The sequence below is a fragment of the Lutibacter agarilyticus genome, assembly GCF_900188235.1.
In the GTDB taxonomy this organism is placed as follows: domain Bacteria; phylum Bacteroidota; class Bacteroidia; order Flavobacteriales; family Flavobacteriaceae; genus Lutibacter; species Lutibacter agarilyticus.
This window is the reverse complement of the sequence record NZ_FZNT01000003.1, coordinates 405,576-431,226: the sequence shown is the minus strand read 5'-3', so window position 1 is coordinate 431,226 and position 25,651 is coordinate 405,576. Positions and strand designations below refer to the sequence as shown.

Genomic DNA, 25,651 nt, shown 5'->3' with positions numbered 1-25,651 from the left:
AGAATGAAAATAATAATAATAACTCTATTTACTTTATTAGTTATAGTTTCTTGTGAAAATACAAAGGAAGCTCGTAAGCCTGTAAAGCAAAGTACAGTAGAAGAAAATCAACAAACAATGGCCGATAATATTAATAAATATGTTTCTTTTAAGTTAACAGCTGATTTAAGTGGTTTAACTGAAAATGAACTAAAAATGTTGCCAATTTTAATAAAAGCAGCTGATAAAATGAACGAACTTTTTTGGCACGAAGCTTACGGTGATAAAAATGAACTACTCGCTAAAATTTCTGATGAAGACATTAAAAAGTATGTTGACATAAATTACGGTCCTTGGGATAGATTGAACGGAAATGTATCATTTGTTGAAGGAATCGAAGAAAAACCTTTAGGTGCAAATTACTATCCTTCAGATATGTCCAAAGAGGAATTTGAAAAATTTGATGATGTATCAAAAACGAGTTTGTATACTTTTTTAAGAAGAAATGATGATGGAAGTTTAAAAACAATTCCTTTTCATATACAGTTTGAAAGTCAAGTAAAAGAAGTTTCAAATTTACTGTTACAAGCTTCTGCGTTGGCCGAAGATGCTGGATTAAAAAAGTATTTAGAATTACGTGCTGCTGCTTTTTTAAATGATAAGTATCAAGAAAGCGATTTTGCTTGGATGGATATGAAAACAAATACACTTGATATTGTAATTGGTCCAATTGAAACGTACGAAGATCAATTGTTCGGAATTAAAGCAACACATGAAGCGTATGTGTTAATTAAAGACCAAAAATGGAGTGAAAAACTGGCGCATTTTGCAAACTTTTTACCTGAGTTACAAAAAGGATTGCCTGTTGATGAAGCTTATAAAACCGAGGTTCCAGGGACCGATTCAGATTTAAATGCGTATGATGTGGTTTATTATGCAGGTGATTGCAATGCAGGTGGAAAAACCATAGCTATTAATTTGCCAAATGATGAAGAAGTGCAATTGCAAAAAGGAACGCGAAGGTTGCAATTAAAAAATGCTATGCGCGCTAAATTCGATAAAATATTAGTACCAATTTCAGAAGTTTTAATTGATGAAAGTCAAAGAGCATATGTGAAATTTGATGCCTTTTTTGCCAATACCATGTTTCACGAAGTTGCACACGGTTTAGGAATTAAGAACACCATTAATAATAAAGGAACTGTGAGAAGTTCTTTAAAAGAATTGGCTTCAGCTTTGGAAGAAGGTAAAGCTGATATTTTAGGGTTGTATATGGTGCAGCAATTACATAAAAAAGGAGAGATTGAAGGTGATATGAAAGATTATATGACCACTTTTATGGCGGGTATTTTTAGATCGGTTCGTTTTGGAGCTTCAAGTGCACACGGAAAAGCAAATATGATTCGATTTAATTTCTTTAAAGAAAAAGGTGCTTTCACCAAAAATGAAGATGGAACATACAAAGTAAACTACGATAAAATGGAAACTGCTATGGCAGATTTATCAAATTTAATTTTAACGCTTCAAGGAAACGGAGATTATGACGGTGTTGCCCAATTAGTAAAAGAAAAAGGAATTATTCCTGCAGATTTACAAAACGATTTAAATAAATTAAGCAAAGCTAATATTCCTGTTGATATAGTTTTTGAACAAGGAGTGAAGACTTTAGGTTTATAAAAAATAACATATAGAATTAAAAAGCTTTCAATTTGAAGGCTTTTTTTTATGTTTTTTGTTAAATTAGCGTATGGCAGAATCTAATAATAAAACAGAAAAAAAGAAAAAGTTAAACTACGAAGCTGAACTTGAGACCTTACATAAAGAATTAGTACATCTTCAAGAATGGGTGAAAAACGAAGGGTTAAAAGTTGTTATTATTTTTGAAGGTAGAGATGCTTCAGGAAAAGGTGGAACTATAAAGCGATTTACAGAGCCTTTAAATCCGAGAGTTTGTAAAGTAGTAGCATTGGGCGTTCCTACTGAGAAAGAAAAATCACAATGGTATTTTCAGCGTTATGTACCTTATTTACCTGCAGCTGGTGAAATTGTTGTTTTTGATAGAAGTTGGTACAATAGAGCTGGTGTTGAAAAGGTCATGGGTTTTTGTACCGAAAGTGAATATAATGAGTTTTTACGTTCGTGTCCTGAGTTCGAAAGAATGTTAGTACGATCAGGAATAATTGTATTAAAATATTGGTTCTCTGTAAGTGATGAAGAACAAGAGAAACGATTTAAAAGTAGAATTGAAAGTCCTTTAAAAAGATGGAAGTTTAGTCCAATGGATTTAGAATCTCGTTCAAGATGGATGGAATATTCAAAAGCAAAAGATGTTATGTTTGCACATACCGATACAAAACAAGTGCCTTGGTATGTAGTGGATGCCGATAACAAGAAAAAAGCACGATTAAATTGTATCAGTCATATTTTGAGTAAAATTCCTTATGAAAAAATGAATTTAGAACCAATAGAGTTGCCTTCGCTACCTGAACATGTTGGCTATGTGAGACCTCCAATGGATTATCAAACATTTGTGCCAGATAAATATTAAAAGTATAAAAAAACGTCCATCAAAATATTTTGATGGACGTTTTTTTAAATTATGTAGAATTTATTCAAAAATTGTAGTGGTTAAATCTTCATGATATTGCACTAAAAATAAACCGTAATTTTCAAAACTCCCCAACGTATTTTTCGAATAGTTAAATTTAGAAAATACACGGGTAGATTCTCCTGAAGTAAAACCTTCATTAATATTTTCACTACTTGCAAGCCTCACTAGAGCATCATAAGTAACTTCAAATCCTCTAATGGCATATTTTGATGGATATGCAGCATTTTGTCGTTTGAAAGAATTATAAAATTTTGATATTTCAGGGTCCTCAATATTTAAAAATTCAGAAGTAGGATACGTAAAATTTAACTTTCCTAAAAATGAATTATCAATATTATTGAAATTTTTCCCTTTATTTAAGGCAAATAAATTAATGTCAATTCTATCAGCAAACCCCTTTAAATTATTAATGGTAGTTGAAGTAGTCACATTTTCATCACTAATTAAAACAATCCAATTACTTGATAATGAATCTAATTTGGTTAAAAACTTATTGCGGTTAATGTAACCTTCTTCAGGTTTTATAACGCTTACATTTTGAATAGAATCAAAGCTTTTAATTTTATTAACCATTTGCCACAATTGCGTTTGAGTTGTAGCTTTTCCGTCATTTATAATTAGTACATTTTGACCTTTATAAGTAGTCTCCATGTGTTCCAATAATCGCTCTTGATGTGAAGCTCTATTAGGAGCTGTTTTAATTAAATTGGCAGTATTTAATTCATCTTGTTTTTTAGATGGAAGCGGTGCAATTACTTGTGCCTTTGTTCTTTTTGAAACCCAATGCGCTTTGTCAAAAAATAAAGGTCCAATAATTACATCGGTAGTATTAAAATTTTGATTTCTACTTAATAATAACTGTAATTTCTGATTAGAATTTTCAGTATCAAAATAAGAAACATTAATTTTCAACCCTTTTCTTTTTAAAGAATCAATAGCCATTTTTGCACCTAAATGAAAATCTGTTGCTATGTTTACTAACGAATTGCTTTTTGCAAAACTTTCTTCAACAATAGAATCGTTTAGTTTGTTTAATTGGTAAGGTAATAATAGCGCAACTTTAATTTCTTTTGAAAGAATTAATTTTTCTTCAAAAACCACTAAAGAATCACTAGGTATTTCCTCAATTTCTTCAACTTCAATAGGTTTTATTTTTAATAACATTCCTAAATTTAAACCGTTTTTTAATGTTGGGTTTAAAAGGTATAAAGCTTCTTTAGAAACATGATATCGTTTTGTTAAGTTAAAAACAGTATCATCTTTAATTACTTTGTGAAGCACATAATTAATAGTGTCTTTTAATTGTGTTGCCGCAGGTTTAGGAATAATTAAATTCATGCCAATTTTAAGACCATCACTTAAAGTTGGGTTGGCAGCTTTTAATTCTTCAATGGTAATTCCATGTTTTTTTGAAATACCAAATAAAGTTTCTTTAGGCTGAACTTTGTATAAGTTTTCTTCCTGTTTTACAACTGTTGTTACTTTTCCATAGTTTTTATTTGGAACAATTATAACAGTACCAAGCACAGGTTTTCTACTAACTCCAGGATTTAATCTTGCTAAATCTCTAGTTGATAAATTGTAATTTTTGGCAATACTTTTTAGGGTCTCCCCTTTTTTTATTTCATACGAAATGTACTTTTTTTCTTGCGCAAAAGTAATTACGGTAGAAAAGAGGAGTATGAATGTGAAAATCTTAATTATCTTCATAAATTAAAATTGATTTTATTAAAAGTTTATTCCCACTCAATAGTCGCAGGTGGTTTAGAGCTAATGTCATATACTACTCTATTAACGCCCTTTACACCATTTATTATTTTGTTTGATGTTTTTTGTAGAAACTCATACGGTAAATTAACCCAATCGGCAGTCATACCATCGGTAGATTCTACAGCGCGTAAAACAACTGCTTTTTCGTAAGTACGCTCATCTCCCATTACACCCACAGAGTTTACAGGTAATAACATAGCACCAGCTTGCCAAACTTTGTTGTATAAGCCTTCGTCTTTTAAACCTTGAATAAAAATATGATCAACTTCTTGTAGCATTCTTACTTTTTCGGCAGTAATATCTCCTAAAATACGAATTCCAAACCCAGGGCCTGGAAAAGGGTGACGACCTAATAATTCAGCGTCAATTCCCATTGAAGCCCCTACTCTTCGCACTTCATCTTTAAATAAAGTATTTAAAGGTTCTACTATTTTTAACTTCATAAAGTCAGGTAATCCACCTACATTATGATGTGATTTTATAGTTGCTGAAGGTCCGCCAGTTGCCGAAACAGATTCTATCACATCAGGATAAATTGTTCCTTGAGCCAACCATTTTACATCTTGAATTTCATGTGCTTCATCATCAAAAACTTCAATAAAAACACGACCAATAATTTTACGTTTTCCTTCAGGGTCAGATTCTCCTTCCAATTCTTTCAAAAAACGTGCCGAAGCGTCAACGCCTTTTACGTTTAAGCCCATATGTTTGTATTGATCTAATACGTTTTCAAATTCATTTTTTCGTAATAAACCATTGTTTACAAAAATACAATACAAGTTTTCACCTATTGCTTTACTAATTAAAGTAGCCGCAACTGTAGAGTCTACACCACCTGATAAACCTAAAACAACTTTATCGTTTCCTAATTTTTCTTTTAATTCAGCAACAGTAGTTTCAACAAAAGAATCTGGAGTCCAAGTTTGTTCAACCCCTGCAATGTTTACTAAAAAGTTTTTTAAAATAGTTAAACCATCTTTTGAATGATATACTTCAGGGTGAAATTGTATGCCATATGTACTTTCATCTTTAATTTTAAACGCAGCATTTTTAACGTCGTGGGTGCTACCAATTAATTCAAAAGTTTCTGGTAAATCCAATATGGTGTCACTGTGACTCATCCAAACTTGGCTACCTTCATTTACTCCTTCAAAAAACAATTCGTTTTCTTTGATAAATGAAAGGTTTGCTCTTCCATACTCACGTGTGTTTGAAGCACCTACTTCTCCTCCAAAATTATGAGCCATATATTGAGCGCCATAACAAACTCCTAAAAGTGGAATTTTTCCTTTAATTTCTGATAAATCGGGATGTGGAGCGTCTTCAGCTCTTACAGAAAAAGGACTTCCTGAAAGAATTACAGCTTTGTAATCTTTAATATCAAAAGTTTTACTATTGTAAGGAAAAATTTCACAAAATATGTTTAATTCTCTAACTCTTCGAGCAATCAACTGAGTGTATTGCGAACCGAAATCTAATATAAGTACCTGATGTTGCATCCGCAAAAATAATATTATTATATAGAGTATAAATACTTTATTTCATTTTTTCTTAACAATGTAAATTTAGTGTGGTTATTTTCAGTTTTTAACAGTGTTTCATGGTGAAAACGACTTTATATGTATCGAAATTGAAGTTTAGGTCCGTTTTTTGTTTGTAAAATGACTTAAAATAAAGCGAAATAAGCCATTATTAAAGAATTTAATATTTTAGTTGAAGTTAAAAATTCAAAAAACTAGTTTTTAGAGGTTTTTATAGTTTCTAAGCGTAGTTTTAGTAATTTACAAATTGTTAATAACTTCAAATTAGGAGCTCTTAGCAGGTTTTAAAACTATAAATTGAAGCCTTATATTTGTATTTAGTTAATACATAAAAAAACTTAAATTTTATGAGCGAAGAAGCAAAAAAGCACAGTTATGACGCTTCCAGTATTCAAGCGTTGGAAGGGATGGAGCACGTACGTATGCGTCCATCTATGTATATTGGAGATGTTGGTATTAGAGGATTACACCATTTGGTATATGAAGTGGTAGATAACTCTATTGATGAGGCAATGGCTGGCCACTGTGATACAATTGATGTTACAATTAATGAAGATAACTCAGTATCTGTAAGAGATAATGGTCGTGGTATTCCAGTTGGAATGCACAAAAAAGAAGGGGTTTCAGCCTTAGAGGTTGTAATGACTAAAATTGGAGCAGGTGGTAAATTTGATAAAGATTCTTATAAAGTATCTGGAGGTTTACATGGTGTAGGTGTATCTTGTGTAAATGCACTATCTGACCATTTAAAAGCTACAGTTTACTCTGGTGATGGTAAAATTTGGGAGCAAGAATATGAGAAAGGTAAACCTATGTATCCTGCAAAACCAATTGGGGAAACAACAGAGAAAGGTACCTTGGTTACCTTTACTCCAGATAAATCTATCTTTACACAAACTACAGAGTACAACTACGAAACTTTAGCTACGCGTTTAAGAGAACTTTCTTTCTTGAATAAAGGACTTAAAATTTCACTTACTGATAAAAGAGTAACTGACGAAGAAGGAAATCATCCTACAGAACATTTTTTCAGTGAAATTGGTTTGCCTGAGTTTGTAAACTATTTAGATGCAACTCGTGAACAATTAACTGCAGGAGTTATTGCAATGGAAGGTGAAAAAAATGGTGTACCTGTTGAAGTTGCAATGGTGTATAATACATCATATACTGAAAATTTACATTCGTATGTTAATAATATTAATACCCATGAAGGTGGTACACATTTATCTGGTTTTAGACGTGGTTTAACAGCAACATTAAAAAAGTATGCAGATGAATCAGGGATGCTTAAAAATCTTAAATTTGAAATTGCTGGAGATGATTTCCGTGAGGGATTAACAGCCATTGTTTCAGTTAAGGTTGCAGAACCTCAATTTGAGGGGCAAACAAAAACTAAATTAGGAAACCGTGAAGTTACTTCAGCTGTAAGTCAGGCAGTTTCTGAAATGTTACAAGATTATTTGGAAGAAAATCCAAATGATGCTAAAATAATTGTTCAAAAAGTGATTTTAGCTGCAACTGCACGTCACGCTGCTCGTAAAGCACGTGAAATGGTACAGCGTAAAACGGTAATGAGCATTGGTGGCTTACCTGGTAAATTAAGTGACTGTTCTGAAACTGATCCAGAGAAATGTGAGATTTTCCTAGTTGAGGGAGATTCGGCAGGTGGAACAGCAAAACAAGGACGTGATAGAGCTTTTCAAGCTATTTTACCATTAAGAGGTAAAATATTAAATGTTGAAAAAGCAATGCAGCACAAGGTTTTTGAAAACGAAGAGATTAAAAATATGTTTACAGCATTGGGTGTCTCTATAGGAACAGAAGAAGATCCGAGAGCGTTAAACTTGTCAAAACTTCGATATAACAAAGTAGTTATTATGTGTGATGCCGATGTGGATGGTAGCCATATTGCAACGTTAATTCTTACGTTCTTCTTTAGGTATATGAAAGAGTTAATTGAAAACGGACATATATTTATTGCAACACCTCCACTTTATTTGGTGAAGAAAGGTCAGAAAAGAGAATATGCTTGGGATGACGATCAGCGTGATTTAATTGCGCTTAATATGGGAGGAAGTGTGAATATTCAACGTTATAAAGGTCTTGGGGAGATGAATGCTGAACAACTTTGGGACACTACAATGAATCCTGAATTTAGAACATTACGTCAAGTAACTATAGATAGTTTAACAGAAGCAGATAGAGTATTCTCAATGTTAATGGGTGATGAGGTTCCGCCTCGTAGAGAATTTATTGAGAAAAATGCAAAATATGCAAATATTGATGCGTAAGGTGTTTCTTTTGTAAAAATGTAAAAAGCAGCTGTAAAAAGCTGCTTTTTTTATATTTATCGTAAAATAAACGTGATAAAAATCATCAATATCGATTTCGTAAATTACCTTAAATGTTCATTTTATTTATATAAAAAGTAGTACTTTTATACCTCGAAAAATAATAATATTAAAATAAAATTAAAAATATGAAAGTTACAGTTGTAGGAGCAGGTGCTGTTGGTGCAAGTTGCGCTGAGTACGTTGCAATTAAAGATTTTGCTGACGAAGTAGTGTTAATTGACATTAAAGAAGGTTTTGCTGAAGGTAAAGCTATGGATTTAATGCAGTGTGCTTCTTTAAATGGTTTTGATACTCAAATTACAGGAATAACAAACGATTATTCAAAAACAGCAGGAAGTGATGTGGCTGTAATTACAAGTGGTATTCCAAGAAAACCGGGAATGACGCGTGAAGAATTAATTGGAATTAACGCTGGAATTGTAAAAACAGTTGCTGAAAACTTAATTAAGTTTTCTCCTGAAGTAATTATTGTTGTTGTTAGTAACCCAATGGATACGATGGCTTATTTAGCTCATAAAGCAACAGGATTACCAAAAAATAGAATTATAGGTATGGGTGGAGCTTTAGATAGCGCTCGTTTTAAATTCCGTTTAGCTGAAGCTATTGGATGTCCTGCATCTGATGTTGATGGTATGGTAATTGGTGGTCACAGTGATGTGGGTATGGTTCCATTAATTGGAAAAGCAGCTCGTAACAGTGTAAAAGTTTCTGAATTTTTATCAGAAGAAAAAATGCAACAAGTTGTTGAAGATACTAAAGTTGGAGGTGCTACTTTAACTAAATTATTAGGAACTAGTGCTTGGTATGCTCCAGGTGCTGCAGTATCTGAAATGGTGAAAGCTATTGCTTTAGATTCTAAAAAAATGTTCCCTTGTTCAGCTTTATTGGATGGTGAATACGGATTAAGTGATATTTCAATAGGTGTACCTTGTATTATTGGTAAAAATGGAATTGAGCAAATTGTTGAAGTTGAATTGACTGAAGCAGAATCTGCTAAAATTAAAGAAAGTGCTGCTGGTGTTAAAGCTACAAACGCATTATTAGGTTAGTATTATCTAAGTTTTATATAAAAAAAGCTCCAAAATTTTAATTTTGGAGCTTTTTTGGTTTGTGACGCTTTACTAAATTTTAAGAAAGCCCAAAAATAATCCCATCTTTATCAATAGTCATGTTTTCTGATGCAGGGTTTGAAGGAAGTCCTGGCATACGCATCATTTGACCTAAAATAGGAATAATAAACTCAGCTCCTGCCGCAATTTCAATTTCACGAACGGTGACAACAAAATTTCGAGGTCTTCCTCTTAAAAACTCATTATCTGAAAATGATTTTTGTGTTTTCGCCATACAAATAGCAAAATCATTAAACCCTAAACTATCAATACGTTTTAAGTTTAATTTAGCTTTTTTATCAAAATCAACACTATCAGCACCATAAATTTCTTTTGCAATAGTTTCAATTTTTTCTTTTACAGGTGAATCCCAGCTATAAAGAGGTTTAAAAGTAGACTTACTAGATTCAACAATATTAACAACTGCTTGCGCTAACTTTTTGGTGCCTTCACCACCTTTTGACCAACAGTCGCAAACTACAGCGTTCACATTTAATTTCTCGCATTCACGAATTATAAAATCTATCTCTTCATAAGAATCGCTTTTAAAAGTATTGATTGCAACAACAGGTTCAATATTAAATTTTCTAATATTTTCAATGTGTTTTTCTAAATTACAGAAACCGTCTTTTACAAAATCCAAATTAGGTATTTCAAGTTTGTCTTTTTGCGCACCACCATGATGACGAAGCGCTTTAATGGTAGCAACTAAAACCACAGCTTTAGGATTTAAATTAGCAGCCTGGCACTTTATGTTTAAGAACTTTTCAGCACCAAGGTCTGCTCCAAAACCACCTTCAGTAACCACATAATTAGATAATGATAAGCCCATTTTTGTGGCAATAATGGTGTTTGTGCCTTGTGCAATATTGGCAAAAGGACCTCCGTGAATAATTGCCGGATTTTCTTCTAATGTTTGCACTAAATTAGGTCGAATAGCCTGCTTTAATAAAATAGCCATAGCATTTTCAGCCTTTAAATCTCTTGCGAAAATTGGGTCTTTATCAAATGTAAACCCAATTAAAATATTCCCCAAGCGTTTTTTTAAATCTTCAAAATCTGTAGCCATGCATAAAATAGCCATTACTTCTGAGGCTGGTGTAATGTTAAAACCGTCTTCACGAGGAATACCATTTGCAGTTCCGCCTAAACCTATAGTAATGTTGCGCAGAGAACGATCATTCATGTCAATTACGCGTTTCCAAAGAATAGTTCGAGGGTCTAAATTTAAAGTGCAGCATCGACTTTGTAAATTATTATCAATCAATGCTGAAAGTAAATTGTTTGCTTTTTCAACCGCATTAAAATCTCCTGTAAAATGTAAATTAATGTCCTCCATAGGAACTACTTGAGAGTAGCCACCACCAGCAGCTCCGCCCTTTATTCCAAAAACTGGGCCTAAAGAGGGTTCTCTTAATACCACAGTAGCCTGTTTACCTATTTTGTTTAAACCTTCAGTTAAACCAATTGAAACCGTTGTTTTTCCTTCCCCAGCAGGGGTTGGGGTTATTGCGGTAACTAAAATTAAATTATTTCTCTTAATTTTTTCTTCATCAATTAAATTTAATGGTAGTTTGGCTTTGTACTTGCCATACATTTCAAGGTCATCTTCTTCAACCCCTAATTTTTCAGCCACTTTTTTTATATGAATAAGTTCTTTTTCCTGAGCAATTTCTATGTCTGATAAATATTTCATTTTAGTAAAAATTTGGTATCAAATATAGCAAAATCATAATTGAGTACGCTGTAAATTAAGTTACCTTTAATTTACACGTAAATAAAGGAAAAAAGAATTGTTAGTTCTTAATTGAAATTATATATTTGCACGTTTATTAAAAATGAATTTTATATTAAATAAATTTTAACATGCAGAATAAAGGATTAATAAAGTTATTCGCTATTTTATTTGGATTAGTAAGTATATATCAATTATCATTTACTTGGTTTACAAAAAATGTAGAAAGTAAAGCAAATGAATATGCTATATCAAGAACTGATGATGGTAGAGAAATAGCAAATTTAGAAAGAGTTTATTTAGACTCTGTTGCAAACAAACCTGTAATTGATTTAGGTTTTGCACAATTTAGTTATAGTGATATTAAGGATAAAGAAATTAATTTAGGATTAGACCTTAAAGGAGGTATCAATGCTATTTTACAAGTTTCGGTTAAAGATATCTTAGTAGGACTGTCTAACGAGTCTAAGAATCCTATTTTTAATGAAGCTTTAGCAAATGCTGCAGAAGCTCAAAAAAGAAGTGATGATACTTTCTTAAACCTATTTTTTGATGAGTTTGAAAAATTAAGCAAAGGAACCATTAAGTTAAGTGATCCAAGTATTTTTGGTAACAAATCTTTACGTGAAAAAATTAACTTTAAGTTGACGGATGCGGAAGTAATGCCAATTATTGAAGAAGAGGTTACAGGTTCTGTAAATACAGCTTTTGAAGTATTACGTAGTCGTATTGATAAGTTTGGTGTTACACAACCAAATATTCAACGTATTGGAAAATCAGGTCGTATTTTAATTGAGTTACCTGGGGCCAAAGATATTGATCGTGTTAAAAAATTATTACAAAGTACTGCCGAATTACAATTTTGGGAAGTATATACAAACCAAGAAACAGCAAATTTCTTTTTCCAAGCAAATTCAGTTATTGAAGGTTTAGTAAAACAACAAGAAGTTACTACTGAAGAAGAAGCAACTTCAACCAAAGATGAATTGAATGATTTGTTAGGGGAGGTTTCAGATTCTTTAGCTACAAAACAAGTGAATAACTTATTTACAGTTTTAACGCCAAGTGTACCACAATCACAAAATCAAGTATCATCTGTAATTGCAACTGCAAAAGTAGCCGATACTGCAAAAGTAAATTCATACTTAGCTTTAAAAGAGGTAAGAGCTTTATTGTCTAACGACATGAAATATGCGAAGTTCTTATGGGATTCAAAATCATTTGTATCGCAATTAATTACAACAGGAGAAGATACTGAGCTAATTTATTTATACGGTATTAAATCTAACCGTGAAGATATTGCTCCTATTGAAGGGGATGTAATTGACGATGCAAGTCAGGAATACGGTCAAACAGGAAAGCCTGAAGTTAGTATGACAATGAATGCAACAGGTTCAAGATTATGGGGTAAAATGACTACTGAAAATGTAGGTAAGTTTGTTGCTGTTGTTTTAGATGACAATGTACACACTGCACCTTCAGTAAATACACCAATTACTACAGGTAGAACTTCTATTTCAGGTGGAAGTATGAGTGTAAGTGAAGCGCAAGATATTGCAAACGTATTAAAAGCAGGTAAATTACCAGCTGCAGCACATATTATTCAATCAGAAGTTGTTGGTCCATCTTTAGGACAAAAAGCAATTAATAGCAGTATGCTATCATTTGGATTGGCATTAATATTAGTGTTGTTATGGATGATATTTTATTATGGTAAAGCAGGAGCATTTGCTGATGTAGCTTTAGCAGTAAACATTTTATTTATCTTCGGAATTTTAACAGCATTTGGAGCCGTATTAACGTTGCCAGGTATTGCAGGTATTATTTTAACAATAGGTATGTCGGTTGATGCCAACGTAATTATTTTTGAAAGAATTAAAGAAGAGTTAAACAAAGGTAAAGGTTTAAAAGCTTCAATTGAGCACGGATTTAGTTTTAAAGGAGCTTTATCTGCAATTATTGATGCCAATATTACTACCATGCTTACTGGTATTATTTTATATGTATTTGGAACAGGACCAGTAAAAGGTTTTGCTTATACATTAATGGTAGGTATTGTAACTTCATTATTTACAGCAGTATTTATAACACGTTTATTAATTGACTGGTATGCTGCAAAAGGAAAATTATTTACATTCAACACAAGCATTACTAAAAACTTATTTGCAAATATTAATGTTGATTTCTTGAAAAAACGTAAAATTGCTTACATTATTTCAGGAGGTTTAATTATTGCAGGTTTAGCATCTTTAGTAACAAACGGATTGAATTACGGAGTTGATTTTGTTGGAGGTAGATCTTATGTAATTAAATTTGATAAAGCTACAAGCCCTGCTGATGTTAGAACAACCTTAGAAGGTGCTTTTGGAAGTGCTCCTGAAGTAAAAACTTACGGTGAGGCTAGTCAATTAAAAGTAACTACAAAATACAAAATTGAAGAAGAAGGAAACCATATTGATGATGAAGTTCAAGATTTATTATTCGAAAACTTGAAATCATTCCTTCCTGAAGGGTTAACAATGGATCAATTTAAGCCTGGTTATGATGGTGAGAAAATTGCCGGAATTGTGGCTTCTATTAAAGTTGAACCAACAATTGCTTCGGATATTAAGATTGCAGCTGGATGGTCTATTTTTGGATCACTATTAGTGGTATTCTTATATATTTTATTCCGATTCAGAAAATGGCAATACAGTTTAGGAGCTGTTGCTGCGGTTTTCCATGATGTTTTAATTGTATTGGCAATTTTTTCAATTTTCTATAAAATATTACCATTTGACATGGAAATTGGACAATCATTTATTGCGGCCATTTTAACAGTAGTTGGTTACTCGTTGAATGATACGGTGGTAATCTTCGATAGAATTCGTGAGTTTACAGGAATACATACTTCTTGGAAATTCTCAAAAATTGTAAACGTAGCCTTAAGTTCTACATTAGGACGAACAATTAATACATCATTAACAACGTTAGTGGTATTAATGTCCATCTTCTTATTTGGTGGAGATTCAATTAAAGGATTTATGTTCGCGTTAATTGTTGGGGTAGTTGTAGGTACGTATTCGTCATTGTTTATTGCATCTCCAATTATGTATGATACTACTAAGAAATTAGAGCAAAAGAAAAAATAATTAGGTGTTAACCTAATACAACAAAAACCGTTTTGAAATTTCAAAACGGTTTTTGTATTTCAAACTAGTAAATATTAAAAATAAAATTTAAGTTTAAGGATTGATTCTTAAATTTGCAACAAAGTAACACTATGAGTATTATTAAATTACACGACAAGTACTTTAAATCGTACATTTCAGCAGAGAAAATTAATGAAGCAGTTCAATCACTTGTTAATCAAGTTTCAAATGACTTGCAAGGTGAGAAACCGTTGTTTATCGGAATTTTAAATGGTTCCTTTATGTTTGTGGCTGATTTTGTAAGAAAATACAATTCAGATTGTGAAGTTTCGTTTGTAAAGTTAGCTTCTTACGAAGGAACAAGTTCAACAGGGAACATAAAACAATTGGTTGGTGTTAATGAAGATTTAGAAGGACGCACAGTTGTTATTTTGGAAGATATTATTGATACGGGTAATACGCTTCAAGAAATTTATGAAATTTTTAAAGATAAAAAAGTAAAGCAATTAAAAATTGCAACCTTATTTTTTAAACCAGATGTTTTCAAAAAGGAATTACCAATTGATTATATCGGACTTTCAATTCCAGATAAGTTTATTGTTGGTTATGGTTTAGATTATGATGGATTTGGAAGAAACCTAGAAAGTATATATCAACTAACTAAAGAACCAACAATGAAGAATATCGTTTTATTTGGCCCTCCTGGAGCAGGAAAAGGAACCCAAGCAGATGTATTAAAAGATAAGTATAATTTAATTCACATTTCAACAGGAGATGTTTTTAGATACAATATCAAAAATGAAACTGAACTTGGAATGTTAGCTAAAACATTTATGGATGGTGGAAATTTAGTACCAGATGAAGTAACCATTGATATGTTAAAAGCTGAAGTTGAAAAAAATGCCGATGCTAACGGATTTATTTTTGATGGTTTTCCTCGTACGGAATCTCAAGCAGCAGCTTTAGATGCTTTCTTAGAAGAAAAAGGACAAGGAATTAGCGGTATGGTTGCTTTAGAAGTTCCAGAAGATTTACTAGTAGAACGTTTATTAGAACGTGGAAAAACGAGTGGAAGATCTGATGACCAAGACGAAAGTAAAATCCGTAATCGTTTTAATGAATACAATACCAAAACAGCGATTTTAAAAGATTATTTTGCAGCTCAAAATAAATATTTTGGAATTAATGGGGTAGGTGAAATAAGCGAAATTACAGAGCGTTTAAGTAACGTTTTCGATAGGCTTTAAAAATTAATATTACGCATAATGCGTAGCTTTTTATTCAACAAATTAGGTTAAACATTGATATCATGACTGAAGGAAATTTTGTAGACTATATTAAAATCCACGCTGAATCGGGAAAAGGTGGTAGAGGATCAATGCATTTACATAGAGAAAAATACATTGACAAAGGTGGACCTGATGGTGGTGATGGTGGTCGTGGTGGTCATGTAATTATCCGTGCAAACACGAATATGTGGACACTATATCCATTAAAATTTAAAAAGCACTTTAGAGCCGAACATGGTGGAGACGGATCTAAACAACGTAGTACAGGTAGCGACGGAAAAGATGTTTACATTGATGTGCCTTTAGGAACTATTATTCGTGATGGTGAAACTCAAGAAATTTTATTTGAAATAACTAAAGAAAATACAGAACAAAAATTACTTCCTGGAGGAATGGGAGGTAGAGGTAACTGGCATTTTAAGAGTTCAACAAATCAAACTCCGCGTTATGCGCAACCAGGTGTTGAAGGGCAAGAAGGTTGGTTTCAATTAGAATTAAAAGTATTGGCTGATGTTGGCTTAGTTGGTTTCCCAAATGCTGGAAAATCTACTTTGTTGTCAGTATTAACTTCTGCAAAACCAAAAATTGCAGATTATGCTTTTACTACCTTAAAACCTAATTTAGGAATTGTAGAATACCGAGATTTTCAAACTTTTGTAATGGCTGATATTCCGGGTATTATTGAAGGAGCTGCTGAAGGCAAAGGTTTAGGGCATCGTTTTTTACGTCATATTGAACGAAATTCAACCTTGTTATTTTTAATACCTGCTGATTCAGATGATATTAAAAAAGAATACAATGTTCTATTAAATGAGTTGAAACAACATAATCCTGAATTGTTAGATAAAGACCGTTTGTTGGCTATTTCAAAATCAGATATGTTAGACGATGAGTTGAAAGCAGAAATTAAGCAGGAACTTCCTGAAGGTATTCAAACCTTGTTTATTTCATCGGTTGCACAGCAAGGACTTACAGAGTTAAAGGATACTTTGTGGGAAATGTTGAATGATTAAACTTATTTAAAATTATAACAAATAAAAAAGGAGCTTTTAACTCTCCTTTTTTATTAAATCAGCGCTAAAAAAACCGCCTTTATTTTCTTTTCTATTTTTTGAAAATTGTGTAATTAAATAAGCTGTTGTTATTAAATTTCTTAGTTCACATAAATCTGTAGAAAGTTCAGAATGATCGTACAAACGTTTATTGTCTTCGTATAAAACGCGTAGTTTCCGTTCAGCACGTAATAAGCGTTCATTAGACCGAACAATACCTACATAATTACTCATAATGGTTTTTACTTCATTTCTATCATGCGTAATCAGTATTTTTTCCATGTTTTTTACAACACCACTATCATTCCATACAGGAATATTTTTTGGAGTTTTTATTTTATGAAAACGTCTGGTCAAATTTTTAAAAGCATTGTAAGAATATACAAGTCCTTCTAATAATGAATTTGAAGCCAATCTGTTGGCGCCATGCAAACCAGAGCGTGTTACTTCACCACTTGCATATAAGTTTTTAATAGATGTTTTTGCTTTTTTATTTACAGTAACGCCTCCACAAATATAGTGTTGTGCTGGACAAACAGGAATGTAATCTTTGCGTACATCAATTCCTAAAGTCAAGCATTTTTCGGTTATATTTGGGAAATGTTTTTTAAAAGCTTCAAAGTCAATATGCGTGCAATCTAAATAAACATTTGTTGTTCCACTTTTTTTCAATTCTGTGTCAATGGCTCTGGCTACAATATCACGCGATGCTAATTCTTCACGAGGATCGTATTTATGCATAAATCGTTTGCCATTATAATCACGTAAAATGGCACCTTCTCCTCTTACAGCTTCAGAAATTAAAAAAGCAGGATATTCCCCTGGATTGTACAATGCTGTTGGGTGAAATTGAATAAATTCAACATCTGAAATTTCAGCTTTGGCTCTATAAGCCATTGCAATTCCGTCTCCGGTTGCTATTACAGGATTGGTAGTTGTATTATAAACCTGACCATTTCCACCAGTAGCAAGCATGGTAACTTTTGCTGAAAATGTTTTTACAATGTTTTTTTTCTGATCTAAGACATAAGCACCGTAACAAGTAATTTTTTCAGCTCGCTTAGTTTTTTTCTTTTTTAACTGATGTTCTGTAATTAAATCAATAGCATAATGATAGGTTAAAAAAGTAATGTTTTTTGTTTTATCAACCTGCTCTATTAAAGCGCGTTCTATTTCTGCTCCTGTAATGTCTTTGTGGTGTAAAATACGGTCTTGAGAATGACCTCCTTCACGTCCTAAAGTATAGTTGCCATCTTTAGTTTTATCAAACTGTGTGCCCCATTCAATTAAATCTTGTAAACGGTCAGGAGCGCTTTTAACTACCATTTTTACCACATCTTCATCACAAACACCATCACCTGCAATTAAAGTATCTTTAATATGTTGTTCAAATGAATCGACTGTTTTATCCCAAACTGTTGAAATTCCACCTTGAGCATATTTTGTATTACACTCATTTTTTTCATCTTTAGTAATAATTGTAATGGAAGCATCTTTAAAATGGTTTGCAGTTTTCAAAGCAAATGATAAACCTGCAATTCCTGATCCAATAACTAAAAAATCAGTATTGTGTATCTTCTTTTCAGCGTTCATTTAAATGGTTGTTTATTTTGAAAGCTCTAACATACGTTCTATTGAAACTAGTGCTTTTTTGCTTAACTCAGCATCAACTTCAACATCAGGTAATTCGTGTTTTAAGCATAAATACAATTTTTTCATCGTATTCATTTTCATGTAAAAACACTCGCTACAGTTACAGTTATCGTCTTCAACAGGTGCTGGAATTAATATTTTATCAGGAGATTCTTGTCTCATTTTATGTAAAATACCAACTTCAGTAGCCACAATAAATGTTTTAGCCGGACTATTTTTTACATAATTTAACAAGCCTGAAGTTGAACCAACATATTTGGCTACTTTTAATAAATGTGCTTCAGATTCAGGATGTGCAATAATTTCAGATTCCGGATTTTCAGCATATAAATTCAATATTTTTTCTATAGAAAAAGCTTCGTGAACCATACAAGCACCATCCCAAAGTACCATATCTCTTCCTGTTTTTTTAATCAACCAAGCACCTAAATTTCTATCAGGAGCAAATATAATTGGTTGATCTTTTGGAATAGAATTAATGATTTTTTCAGCGTTTGAAGAAGTACAAACAATATCAGTCAATGCTTTAATTTCTGCGGAAGTATTTACATAAGAAACAACCAAGTGATTTGGATGTAATTTTTTGAAAGCTTCAAATTCAGCTGGCGGACAAGAATCAGCCAATGAACAGCCTGCTTTTAAATCAGGTAATACTACTTTTTTTTCTGGATTTAAAATTTTAGCAGTTTCGGCCATAAAGTGTACTCCGGCAAAAACTATAATATCAGCATCTGTATTTGCTGCTTTTTGTGCCAATGCTAAACTGTCACCAACAAAATCAGCAATATCTTGAATGGCATCTTCTTGGTAATAATGAGCTAAAATAACGGCATTTTTCTCTTTTCTTAGTTTGTTAATTTCCTCAACATAATTTATGTTTTTTGGAGTTTCAATAGCTAGAAACCCTTTTTCTTGTAAGTTTTTTTTAGCTTCGTTTAATGTATTCATAGGTTGGTTTTTAATTTGACCTAGGTCAAAATATACGCCAAACAATCGGAAGTTACTCCGATTGTTTTAGCAGTTGTAATATATAAAATTTAAAGGTGTTTCGCAAAACGCCCTATTTTTTGATTTATTGTACTTTTACTCTCCATCCAAATTTATCTTCAGATAAGTTACGTTGAATATCTGTCATTTTCTTTTTAAGCAATGCTGCGTAGCTGTTTTCCAATTTAGGAAGATCAAAATTCTCACCTTTATTTGAAAATGCTGAAATAGGACTAATAACCACGGCTGTACCAGTTCCAAACATTTCTAATAATTCACCTTTTTTAGCAGCTTCAACAATTTCTTTTACACTAATTTTTCTTACTTCAACATTGATGTCTTCGCTTTTGGCTAATTCAATAATACTTTTTCGGGTAACGCCATCTAAAATACGATCGCTAGTTGGTGCAGTATATAACGTGTCATTTATTCTAAAAAACACATTCATTGTACCCGCTTCTTCTAAATACTCATGGGTTGAAGCATCTGTCCAAACAATTTGTTGGTAACCATCATTTGCTGCTAATTTTGCAGGGTAAAATGATGCTGCATAATTACCTGCTGCTTTTGCAAATCCTACACCGCCATTTGCTGCTCTACTGTATTTGTCAGCAAAAACTACTTTTACTTCACCTGCATAATACCCTTGAACAGGAGAGCAAATAATCATAAATTTATAGTTGGTTGATGAGGATGCAGAAACGCAATTTTCTGTAGCTATTACAAACGGACGAATATACAAAGCATTATTTTCTCCTTTTTTAACCCACTCGCTATCCATTTTTAGCAAGGTATTTAAGCCTTCCATAAAATATTCTTTTGGAAAAGCAGGCATATCTAAACGCTCAGCTGACTTGTTGATACGTTCTTGGTTTTGTTCTGGTCTAAACAACCAAATTTCGTCATTATCGTCTTTATAAGCTTTCATGCCTTCAAAAACTGCTTGCCCATAATGGAAAACTTTTGCAGAAGGATCAATGCTTAGAGCTTGGTATGGTCTAATTTTTGGCGTTTGCCATGCTCCATTTTCAAAATCACATTCAAACATATGATCTGTAAAAACTTGTCCAAATTTTAAGTTGCTAAAATCAACTTCTGAAATTTTAGAGGTCGCTATTTTTTCTATATGTAAAGCCATTGTTAATCGTATTTTAAGTTAAAACAAAATTACTATATTTTTTTCATTAGTAATTCAATTTTTTAAAAAGGTAAATATCTTATTTTTAAATTAATACCCCAAAAGTATATGAATAAGTAATTAGCTAAAAAAAAAAATGCACAATTAACACAATAACTTAGATATGTTTTATTTTTTTATAAAAATTAAACTATTACTTTTTTGTTTATGGCGTTGATAAAATTGTGATATTTGTGTATTGAAATTTTAATTTAAAAAGCAAACTTTTGAAGCGAGAAATTATTGTAACAGCTGATGGTTCTTCAACCATACATTTACCAGAATGGAATGAACAATACCACTCTAAATACGGCGCTATTCAAGAGGCTTATCACGTTTTTATTAAAAGTGGTTTACAATTGTTTGCAAATAGCGAGTTAAGTATTCTTGAAATTGGTTATGGAACAGGCTTAAATAGTTTTATTACGTTTTTAGAAGCTCAGAAATTAAAGTTGAAAATTGATTATGTTGGGGTAGAAGCGTATCCTGTGGCTTTAGAAGAAGTTGAGAAATTAAATTATGTTTCAGAGTTAGGTGCTGAAAATACGATTGAAATTTTCAAAAAAATGCATCAGCAAAATTGGGATGAAAAACAAGCGGTTTCTTCTGAATTTTCTTTAACAAAAAGAAAACAGTTTTTTAATGAAATTGATGATGAAAATACCTTCGATTTAATTTATTTTGATGCTTTTGGGGCACGGGTTCAACCAGAATTATGGACCGAAGAAATTTTTGAAGCAATGTTTAATTCGTTAAAAAAAGAAGGAGTTTTAGTAACTTATAGTGCAAAAGGAAGCGTACGAAGAGCTTTACAAACTGTTGGTTTTACGGTAGAAAGATTGCCTGGTCCTCCAGGGAAAAGAGAAATGTTACGCGCTAAAAAAGAATAATTTTAAAAATATTATTATGGGAGATCAACGGTTTAAAAAAAGAAAACAACCTAATAAAAAAAGACTGTTTTTGTTATTACTATTATTAGTGGTTATAGCTTATTTGTGGCTAAATTCTGAAGGAATTATTTCAAGTTTATTTGAAATAAAAGAGTAATTATTGCTTAAATATGCGTCCTTTCCATTCGTACTTTTTAAGTAATGAAGCACTTGCTATAAACACAATATAAAGTGGGTATGCAATGCTTATTAAAGGGTAATACAGTAGGGAATCTTTTGCGTTTAAGAATTGTGTTGTTTTTTCAATTAAAAGTACATCAATAAACATTTTGTGTACAAGTATAGCAATAAAAAACATCCAATTATGGGGGGTGAAGCAAAGTGAAACCCCAACAATTACAATGGCTAAATTTGTTGTAAAAACAGCCAAACCTACCATTTTTGAAAACCAATTTTTATAAGCATTTGTTTTTGAAGCCCAACGGATTTGTTGGTTAAAAAATAATTTCCAAGAGTTCTCAGCTTTTGTGCTAACTACAGCTTCGCTAGATTTTAAAAACAGTGTTTTAGTTGGGTAATTTTGGAACATTTTTTCTAACAAAAAAATATCATCTCCACTTGCAATAGAGTTATTTCCCTCAAAACCGTTTATTTTTTTAAAAATATCTTTTCTGTAACACAAATTAGCTCCGTTGCATAAAAATGGTTTTTTTATACCGAAGCCTCCAATGGTACTCCCTATTAAACTTATAAAATTTAAATTTTGAAAATGAAATAGCAACGATTTTTCCTTTTGAAACTTTACAGGAGCACTTATAAAAACAGGTTGTTTTTCTTCAATAAAAGTATTGAAACTGTTGAGCCAATTTTTAGGAACTTCACAATCGGCATCCGTAGTTATAAGCCAATTAAATTGTGCATTTTCAATAGCAGTGTTTATGGCGTCTTTTTTGGGAGAACCTGTTTTCCGATTATTTTGAATTAAAGTTATATGGAGTTGTGAGTTTTTGTGCTGAAAGGTTTCAATAATAGCAAAAGAATCATCGTAAGAGTCATCATTTACCAATAAAATTTCAAATAATTGAGTAGGATAATTAAGTTCTAAAATTGATTGTAAAAGCGCTTTCAAATTAGCAGCTTCATTTCTAAAAGGAATGATGATAGAAAAATGGTTGTTTGGTTTTTCAAAAGTTGTTGTAGTCAATTTAATTTTATCAAAACCTACCATAAATGATAAAACCAAAAGAGTGTAAACAATGAAAATTAGTATTGTAAAAACAATCATTTTAAATGAGAAGTTTTAAAGTTCAATACAAATATACTTCCAATTAAAGCAGGTATTGCAAAGTTTAAAATCCACATAAAAGTGGTGATTGTAATTACGGTTAACTCGTTAATTTCAATTAGCTGAAACAACCAAACTGCAACCGAACCTTTGATTGCCCAATCAAAAATGGATAAGCTAGGAATAAATGAAGCAAAAAAATACATACAAAAAATGAGACTTATAACTGTAATATAATCGACTTCAACCCCAAATAATAGCAATAAAAAATAAAATTGATGTGAAAATACCAAATAACGAGCGATGGATAATCCCAATGTTTTTAGGTAGATTGTTGTAGAAACGGATTTAAAAAACCGTAAAAATTGATGTAAATAGGTTTCAATTTTTAAGAACCCAAATTGTTTTCTGAATACTATTAAAATGCCTAAAATAATTGTTATTATGAAAACAGTTTTAAAATTAAATGAGGGTAAATTTAACTTGAATTTTGAAAGCACAACAAACAAACCTACACAACCAAATAATACAGTTGCGGTTAACTGACATAGATTGCCAATAAAATTTAATCCTATAATTTTTTTTTGATTTTCTTTTTCAAAATATAGGGCTTTTGCCCCGTATTCTCCAATTCTGTTTGGTGTAATTAACGCAGCAGTATGCGATCCAAAACTTTGTTCATAGGCTTCAACAAAAGTGATTTTTTTAAATGAAGTAACCAATGTTTTCCACTTAAATATTTCTAAAAACCAATTGGCATCTGTAAATAATAGGATGCCTATTAATGCCCAACTATTGTTTGAAAAAACTAAGGTGAATTGTTCTCTAAGCTTGGTAAACGATAAAAGTTCATTGTCAGCTAGTTTATGATACATAAAGTAACAGGCTGCAAAAACAATAACAAGTTTAACTATTAAAAATAGTATGCGTTTATATTTGTGTGAGATATTGTACATTTGGTTTTACAAATAAACAAATAATTGAGTTCAGAAAAAATCATATTAGGCATAGATCCAGGAACAACCATTATGGGGTTTGGATTGATTAAAGTTGTAAATAAAAAAATGGAGTTAATTCGGTTAGATGAATTGATGCTGAAAAAGTATTCCGACCATTATGTAAAACTGAAATTAATTTTTGAACGCACCATTCATTTAATTGAGACTTATCATCCTGATGAGATTGCAATTGAAGCGCCTTTTTTTGGGAAAAATGTACAATCTATGTTAAAATTAGGGAGAGCTCAAGGTGTAGCAATGGCTGCTGGTTTATCGCGTGAAGTTCCTATTACCGAATATTCCCCCAAAAAAATTAAAATGGCCATTACGGGTAACGGAAATGCAAGTAAAGAACAGGTTGCCAAAATGTTACAAAGTTTATTGAAAATTAAAGAATTACCAACAAACCTAGATTCTACCGATGGTTTAGCAGCTGCTGTTTGTCATTTTTACAATAGCGGAAAAGCCACAGTCGATAAAAATTACACAGGCTGGGCTTCATTTGTAAAGCAAAACGAAAAAAGAGTAAAAAAGTAAATTAGATAATTACATCACACTCATACGTTTCATATTTTTTCTCAACTACGAGTTTTCTATGCTCACGAAACAACTGGTACTCTTTTGAAGCTTCCATTTTTAAACGATCTTCTTTTGAGGCCCAATATTCAACTAAAAAAAAGCGATTTTCTTCATTTTGGTCTTTAAAAATATGAAAATGATCCAAACCAGCTGGTTTAGCTTCAGTTAATTCTTCAAATTTTTGCAGTTCAACAAAGGATATACCTTCGCCTTCTTTTACTTTAAAAGATACAATATAGGTGTACATAACAGTTCGGTTTTCTCAAATTTACAATACTGTTTTTACAAAATAGGTAACTTAAATCACGTTTCTAGTTTTTTTAAATAAAAGTGTACATTTGATTTATCTAAAAAACAACCCATTGGCCGGAATTTACATTCATATACCTTTCTGTAAACAAGCATGTTACTATTGCGATTTTCACTTTTCTACTTCATTAAAAAAGAAAAATGAGTTGCTACTTGCAATAAAAAAAGAACTTGTACTAAGAAAACATGAATTTGGTAACGAAGCAATAAAAACCATTTATTTTGGAGGAGGAACTCCAAGTATTTTGAATTCAAAGGAATTACATGAGATTTTTGAGGTTATTTATTCAAATTATACGGTAATTGAAAATGCTGAAATTACACTAGAAGCTAACCCAGACGATTTAACTTCTGAAAAAATACTTGAACTATCAAAATTACAGATTAACCGTCTAAGTATAGGAATTCAATCTTTCTTTGAAGACGATTTAAAGTTTATGAATAGGGCGCATACAGCTGAAGAATCTAAAAAGTGCTTAAAAGAAGCCCTAAAATATTTCGACAATATTACCATCGATTTAATTTACGGAGTGCCAAATATGAGCGCAAAAAAATGGCTCGAAAATTTAAAAATAGCTTTTGAATTTGGAGTGCCACACATTTCAAGTTATGCCTTAACGGTTGAAGAAAAAACAGCATTAGCAAGTTTTATTAAAAAAGGAAAAGTTGCCCCTGTTGATGAAAATTTAGCCTTGGAACATTTTAATCTGTTGGTTTCCCAAACCCAAAAACAGGGATTTGTACATTATGAAATTTCAAATTTTGGTAAACCTGCTTATTTTTCAAAGCACAATACTTCTTATTGGTTGGGCGAAAACTATTTAGGTATTGGTCCGTCAGCGCATTCTTTTAATGGAACCGAGCGCGCTTGGAATATTTCAAACAATGCAAAATATATAAAGTCTTTAGAAGCTAATATTTTACCAATAACTGTTGAAGAACTTTCAGTAGAAAATAGGTATAACGAGTATATTATGACAGGCTTAAGAACCATTTGGGGTGTTTCATTTACTAAAATAGAAACAGACTTTGGTTCAGAATTTCTTCAAAAGTTAAAAATAAATGCAGCGCCTTTTATTAAAAATGGTTTGTTGCAAATTAAAAATAACCCTGATTTAGTTAGCGTTTTATTAACTACCAAAAAAGGTAAGTTTTTAGCCGATGGTATTGCAAGTGATTTGTTTATAATCTAATACATTTGT

Annotated in this window: 19 protein-coding genes; 10 read left to right on the top strand and 9 right to left on the bottom strand. The window is 31.7% G+C overall.

Translation table 11 applies throughout. The features are described from left to right. Positions 1 to 3: 3 nt before the first annotated feature. Together CHB67_RS06915 and ppk2 are read left to right on the top strand one after the other, a co-directional pair. Positions 4 to 1,656, top strand: a complete 1,653-nt coding sequence (locus CHB67_RS06915; protein WP_089381019.1) for a dipeptidyl-peptidase 3 family protein — start codon at positions 4 to 6, stop codon at positions 1,654 to 1,656. Positions 1,657 to 1,726: 70 nt separating this feature from the next. Continuing rightward, positions 1,727 to 2,527, top strand: coding sequence for a polyphosphate kinase 2 (ppk2, locus tag CHB67_RS06910; RefSeq protein ID WP_089381018.1), 801 nt, complete (start codon positions 1,727 to 1,729; stop codon positions 2,525 to 2,527). 60 nt (positions 2,528 to 2,587) lie between these two features. Here the strand turns inward: ppk2 and CHB67_RS06905 are convergent, their stop codons facing one another. After that, positions 2,588 to 4,300 (bottom strand): LysM peptidoglycan-binding domain-containing protein, encoded by a 1,713-nt coding sequence (locus tag CHB67_RS06905; protein ID WP_089381017.1) that lies wholly within the window; start codon positions 4,298 to 4,300, stop codon positions 2,588 to 2,590. Positions 4,301 to 4,326: 26 nt separating this feature from the next. Continuing rightward, positions 4,327 to 5,859 carry a glutamine-hydrolyzing GMP synthase gene (guaA, locus tag CHB67_RS06900; RefSeq protein ID WP_089381016.1) on the bottom strand — a complete coding sequence of 511 codons (1,533 nt, stop codon included), beginning with the start codon at positions 5,857 to 5,859 and terminating at the stop codon, positions 4,327 to 4,329. A 389-nt stretch (positions 5,860 to 6,248) separates the two neighbouring features. On the opposite strand from guaA, the gene gyrB reads away from it, so the two are divergent. Both gyrB and CHB67_RS06890 read left to right on the top strand, forming a co-directional pair. Further along, positions 6,249 to 8,192 carry a DNA topoisomerase (ATP-hydrolyzing) subunit B gene (gene gyrB, locus CHB67_RS06895; protein WP_089381015.1) on the top strand — a complete coding sequence of 648 codons (1,944 nt, stop codon included), beginning with the start codon at positions 6,249 to 6,251 and terminating at the stop codon, positions 8,190 to 8,192. A gap of 188 nt (positions 8,193 to 8,380) precedes the next feature. Next, entirely contained in the window at positions 8,381 to 9,304 is a 924-nt protein-coding gene (locus tag CHB67_RS06890) for a malate dehydrogenase (RefSeq protein WP_089381014.1), read from the top strand. 79 nt (positions 9,305 to 9,383) lie between these two features. Here CHB67_RS06890 and CHB67_RS06885 read toward each other — a convergent pair whose 3' ends face one another. Beyond that, complete coding sequence (locus tag CHB67_RS06885) at positions 9,384 to 11,060, bottom strand: formate--tetrahydrofolate ligase (RefSeq protein ID WP_089381013.1); 1,677 nt, start codon at positions 11,058 to 11,060, stop codon at positions 9,384 to 9,386. Between the two features lie 170 nt (positions 11,061 to 11,230). Here CHB67_RS06885 and secDF point away from each other — a divergent pair, with 170 nt between their 5' ends. From secDF to obgE, 3 genes are all read left to right on the top strand, one after another. After that, complete coding sequence (gene secDF, locus CHB67_RS06880; RefSeq protein WP_089381012.1) at positions 11,231 to 14,230, top strand: protein translocase subunit SecDF; 3,000 nt, start codon at positions 11,231 to 11,233, stop codon at positions 14,228 to 14,230. Positions 14,231 to 14,361: 131 nt separating this feature from the next. Continuing rightward, positions 14,362 to 15,477: an adenylate kinase gene (locus CHB67_RS06875; protein WP_089381011.1), complete on the top strand. Its 1,116-nt coding sequence runs from the start codon at positions 14,362 to 14,364 to the stop codon at positions 15,475 to 15,477. 62 nt (positions 15,478 to 15,539) lie between these two features. Beyond that, positions 15,540 to 16,532: a GTPase ObgE gene (obgE, locus tag CHB67_RS06870; protein WP_089381010.1), complete on the top strand. Its 993-nt coding sequence runs from the start codon at positions 15,540 to 15,542 to the stop codon at positions 16,530 to 16,532. A gap of 36 nt (positions 16,533 to 16,568) precedes the next feature. On the opposite strand, the gene nadB is transcribed toward obgE, so the two are convergent. From nadB to CHB67_RS06855, 3 genes are all read right to left on the bottom strand, one after another. After that, a complete protein-coding gene (gene nadB / locus CHB67_RS06865) occupies positions 16,569 to 18,164 on the bottom strand; it encodes an L-aspartate oxidase (RefSeq protein WP_176461230.1) in 1,596 nt (531 codons plus the stop codon). 12 nt (positions 18,165 to 18,176) lie between these two features. After that, complete coding sequence (gene nadA / locus CHB67_RS06860; RefSeq protein WP_089381009.1) at positions 18,177 to 19,172, bottom strand: quinolinate synthase NadA; 996 nt, start codon at positions 19,170 to 19,172, stop codon at positions 18,177 to 18,179. A 124-nt stretch (positions 19,173 to 19,296) separates the two neighbouring features. Then, the gene (locus CHB67_RS06855) at positions 19,297 to 20,349 is read right to left on the bottom strand and encodes a branched-chain amino acid aminotransferase (RefSeq protein ID WP_089381008.1); all 1,053 of its coding nucleotides are present in this window, start codon (positions 20,347 to 20,349) and stop codon (positions 19,297 to 19,299) included. A gap of 266 nt (positions 20,350 to 20,615) precedes the next feature. Here CHB67_RS06855 and mnmD point away from each other — a divergent pair, with 266 nt between their 5' ends. After that, positions 20,616 to 21,278: a tRNA (5-methylaminomethyl-2-thiouridine)(34)-methyltransferase MnmD gene (mnmD, locus tag CHB67_RS06850; protein ID WP_089381007.1), complete on the top strand. Its 663-nt coding sequence runs from the start codon at positions 20,616 to 20,618 to the stop codon at positions 21,276 to 21,278. Positions 21,279 to 21,435: 157 nt separating this feature from the next. Here mnmD and CHB67_RS06845 read toward each other — a convergent pair whose 3' ends face one another. Next, positions 21,436 to 22,563 carry a glycosyltransferase family 2 protein gene (locus CHB67_RS06845; protein WP_089381006.1) on the bottom strand — a complete coding sequence of 376 codons (1,128 nt, stop codon included), beginning with the start codon at positions 22,561 to 22,563 and terminating at the stop codon, positions 21,436 to 21,438. Then, entirely contained in the window at positions 22,560 to 23,438 is an 879-nt protein-coding gene (locus CHB67_RS06840; RefSeq protein ID WP_089381005.1) for a hypothetical protein, read from the bottom strand. The genes CHB67_RS06845 and CHB67_RS06840 overlap by 4 nt, the downstream gene beginning before the upstream one ends. A gap of 105 nt (positions 23,439 to 23,543) precedes the next feature. On the opposite strand from CHB67_RS06840, the gene ruvC reads away from it, so the two are divergent. Beyond that, complete coding sequence (ruvC, locus tag CHB67_RS06835) at positions 23,544 to 24,098, top strand: crossover junction endodeoxyribonuclease RuvC (RefSeq protein ID WP_089381004.1); 555 nt, start codon at positions 23,544 to 23,546, stop codon at positions 24,096 to 24,098. Position 24,099: 1 nt separating this feature from the next. Here the strand turns inward: ruvC and CHB67_RS06830 are convergent, their stop codons facing one another. Beyond that, positions 24,100 to 24,387 (bottom strand): putative quinol monooxygenase, encoded by a 288-nt coding sequence (locus CHB67_RS06830; RefSeq protein ID WP_089381003.1) that lies wholly within the window; start codon positions 24,385 to 24,387, stop codon positions 24,100 to 24,102. A 115-nt stretch (positions 24,388 to 24,502) separates the two neighbouring features. On the opposite strand from CHB67_RS06830, the gene hemW reads away from it, so the two are divergent. Continuing rightward, positions 24,503 to 25,642, top strand: coding sequence for a radical SAM family heme chaperone HemW (gene hemW, locus CHB67_RS06825; RefSeq protein WP_089381002.1), 1,140 nt, complete (start codon positions 24,503 to 24,505; stop codon positions 25,640 to 25,642). Positions 25,643 to 25,651: the final 9 nt, after the last annotated feature.

Bases quoted from the DNA above. Each gene is read 5' to 3' on its own strand.
- CHB67_RS06915 (WP_089381019.1), top strand. From the start codon at position 4: ATGAAAATAATAATAATAACTCTATTTACTTTATTAGTTATAGTTTCT.
- ppk2 (WP_089381018.1), top strand. From the start codon at position 1,727: ATGGCAGAATCTAATAATAAAACAGAAAAAAAGAAAAAGTTAAACTAC.
- CHB67_RS06905 (WP_089381017.1), bottom strand. From the start codon at position 4,300: ATGAAGATAATTAAGATTTTCACATTCATACTCCTCTTTTCTACCGTA.
- guaA (WP_089381016.1), bottom strand. From the start codon at position 5,859: ATGCAACATCAGGTACTTATATTAGATTTCGGTTCGCAATACACTCAG.
- gyrB (WP_089381015.1), top strand. From the start codon at position 6,249: ATGAGCGAAGAAGCAAAAAAGCACAGTTATGACGCTTCCAGTATTCAA.
- CHB67_RS06890 (WP_089381014.1), top strand. From the start codon at position 8,381: ATGAAAGTTACAGTTGTAGGAGCAGGTGCTGTTGGTGCAAGTTGCGCT.
- CHB67_RS06885 (WP_089381013.1), bottom strand. From the start codon at position 11,060: ATGAAATATTTATCAGACATAGAAATTGCTCAGGAAAAAGAACTTATT.
- secDF (WP_089381012.1), top strand. From the start codon at position 11,231: ATGCAGAATAAAGGATTAATAAAGTTATTCGCTATTTTATTTGGATTA.
- CHB67_RS06875 (WP_089381011.1), top strand. From the start codon at position 14,362: ATGAGTATTATTAAATTACACGACAAGTACTTTAAATCGTACATTTCA.
- obgE (WP_089381010.1), top strand. From the start codon at position 15,540: ATGACTGAAGGAAATTTTGTAGACTATATTAAAATCCACGCTGAATCG.
- nadB (WP_176461230.1), bottom strand. From the start codon at position 18,164: ATGAACGCTGAAAAGAAGATACACAATACTGATTTTTTAGTTATTGGA.
- nadA (WP_089381009.1), bottom strand. From the start codon at position 19,172: ATGAATACATTAAACGAAGCTAAAAAAAACTTACAAGAAAAAGGGTTT.
- CHB67_RS06855 (WP_089381008.1), bottom strand. From the start codon at position 20,349: ATGGCTTTACATATAGAAAAAATAGCGACCTCTAAAATTTCAGAAGTT.
- CHB67_RS06845 (WP_089381006.1), bottom strand. From the start codon at position 22,563: ATGATTGTTTTTACAATACTAATTTTCATTGTTTACACTCTTTTGGTT.
- CHB67_RS06840 (WP_089381005.1), bottom strand. From the start codon at position 23,438: ATGTATCATAAACTAGCTGACAATGAACTTTTATCGTTTACCAAGCTT.
- CHB67_RS06830 (WP_089381003.1), bottom strand. From the start codon at position 24,387: ATGTACACCTATATTGTATCTTTTAAAGTAAAAGAAGGCGAAGGTATA.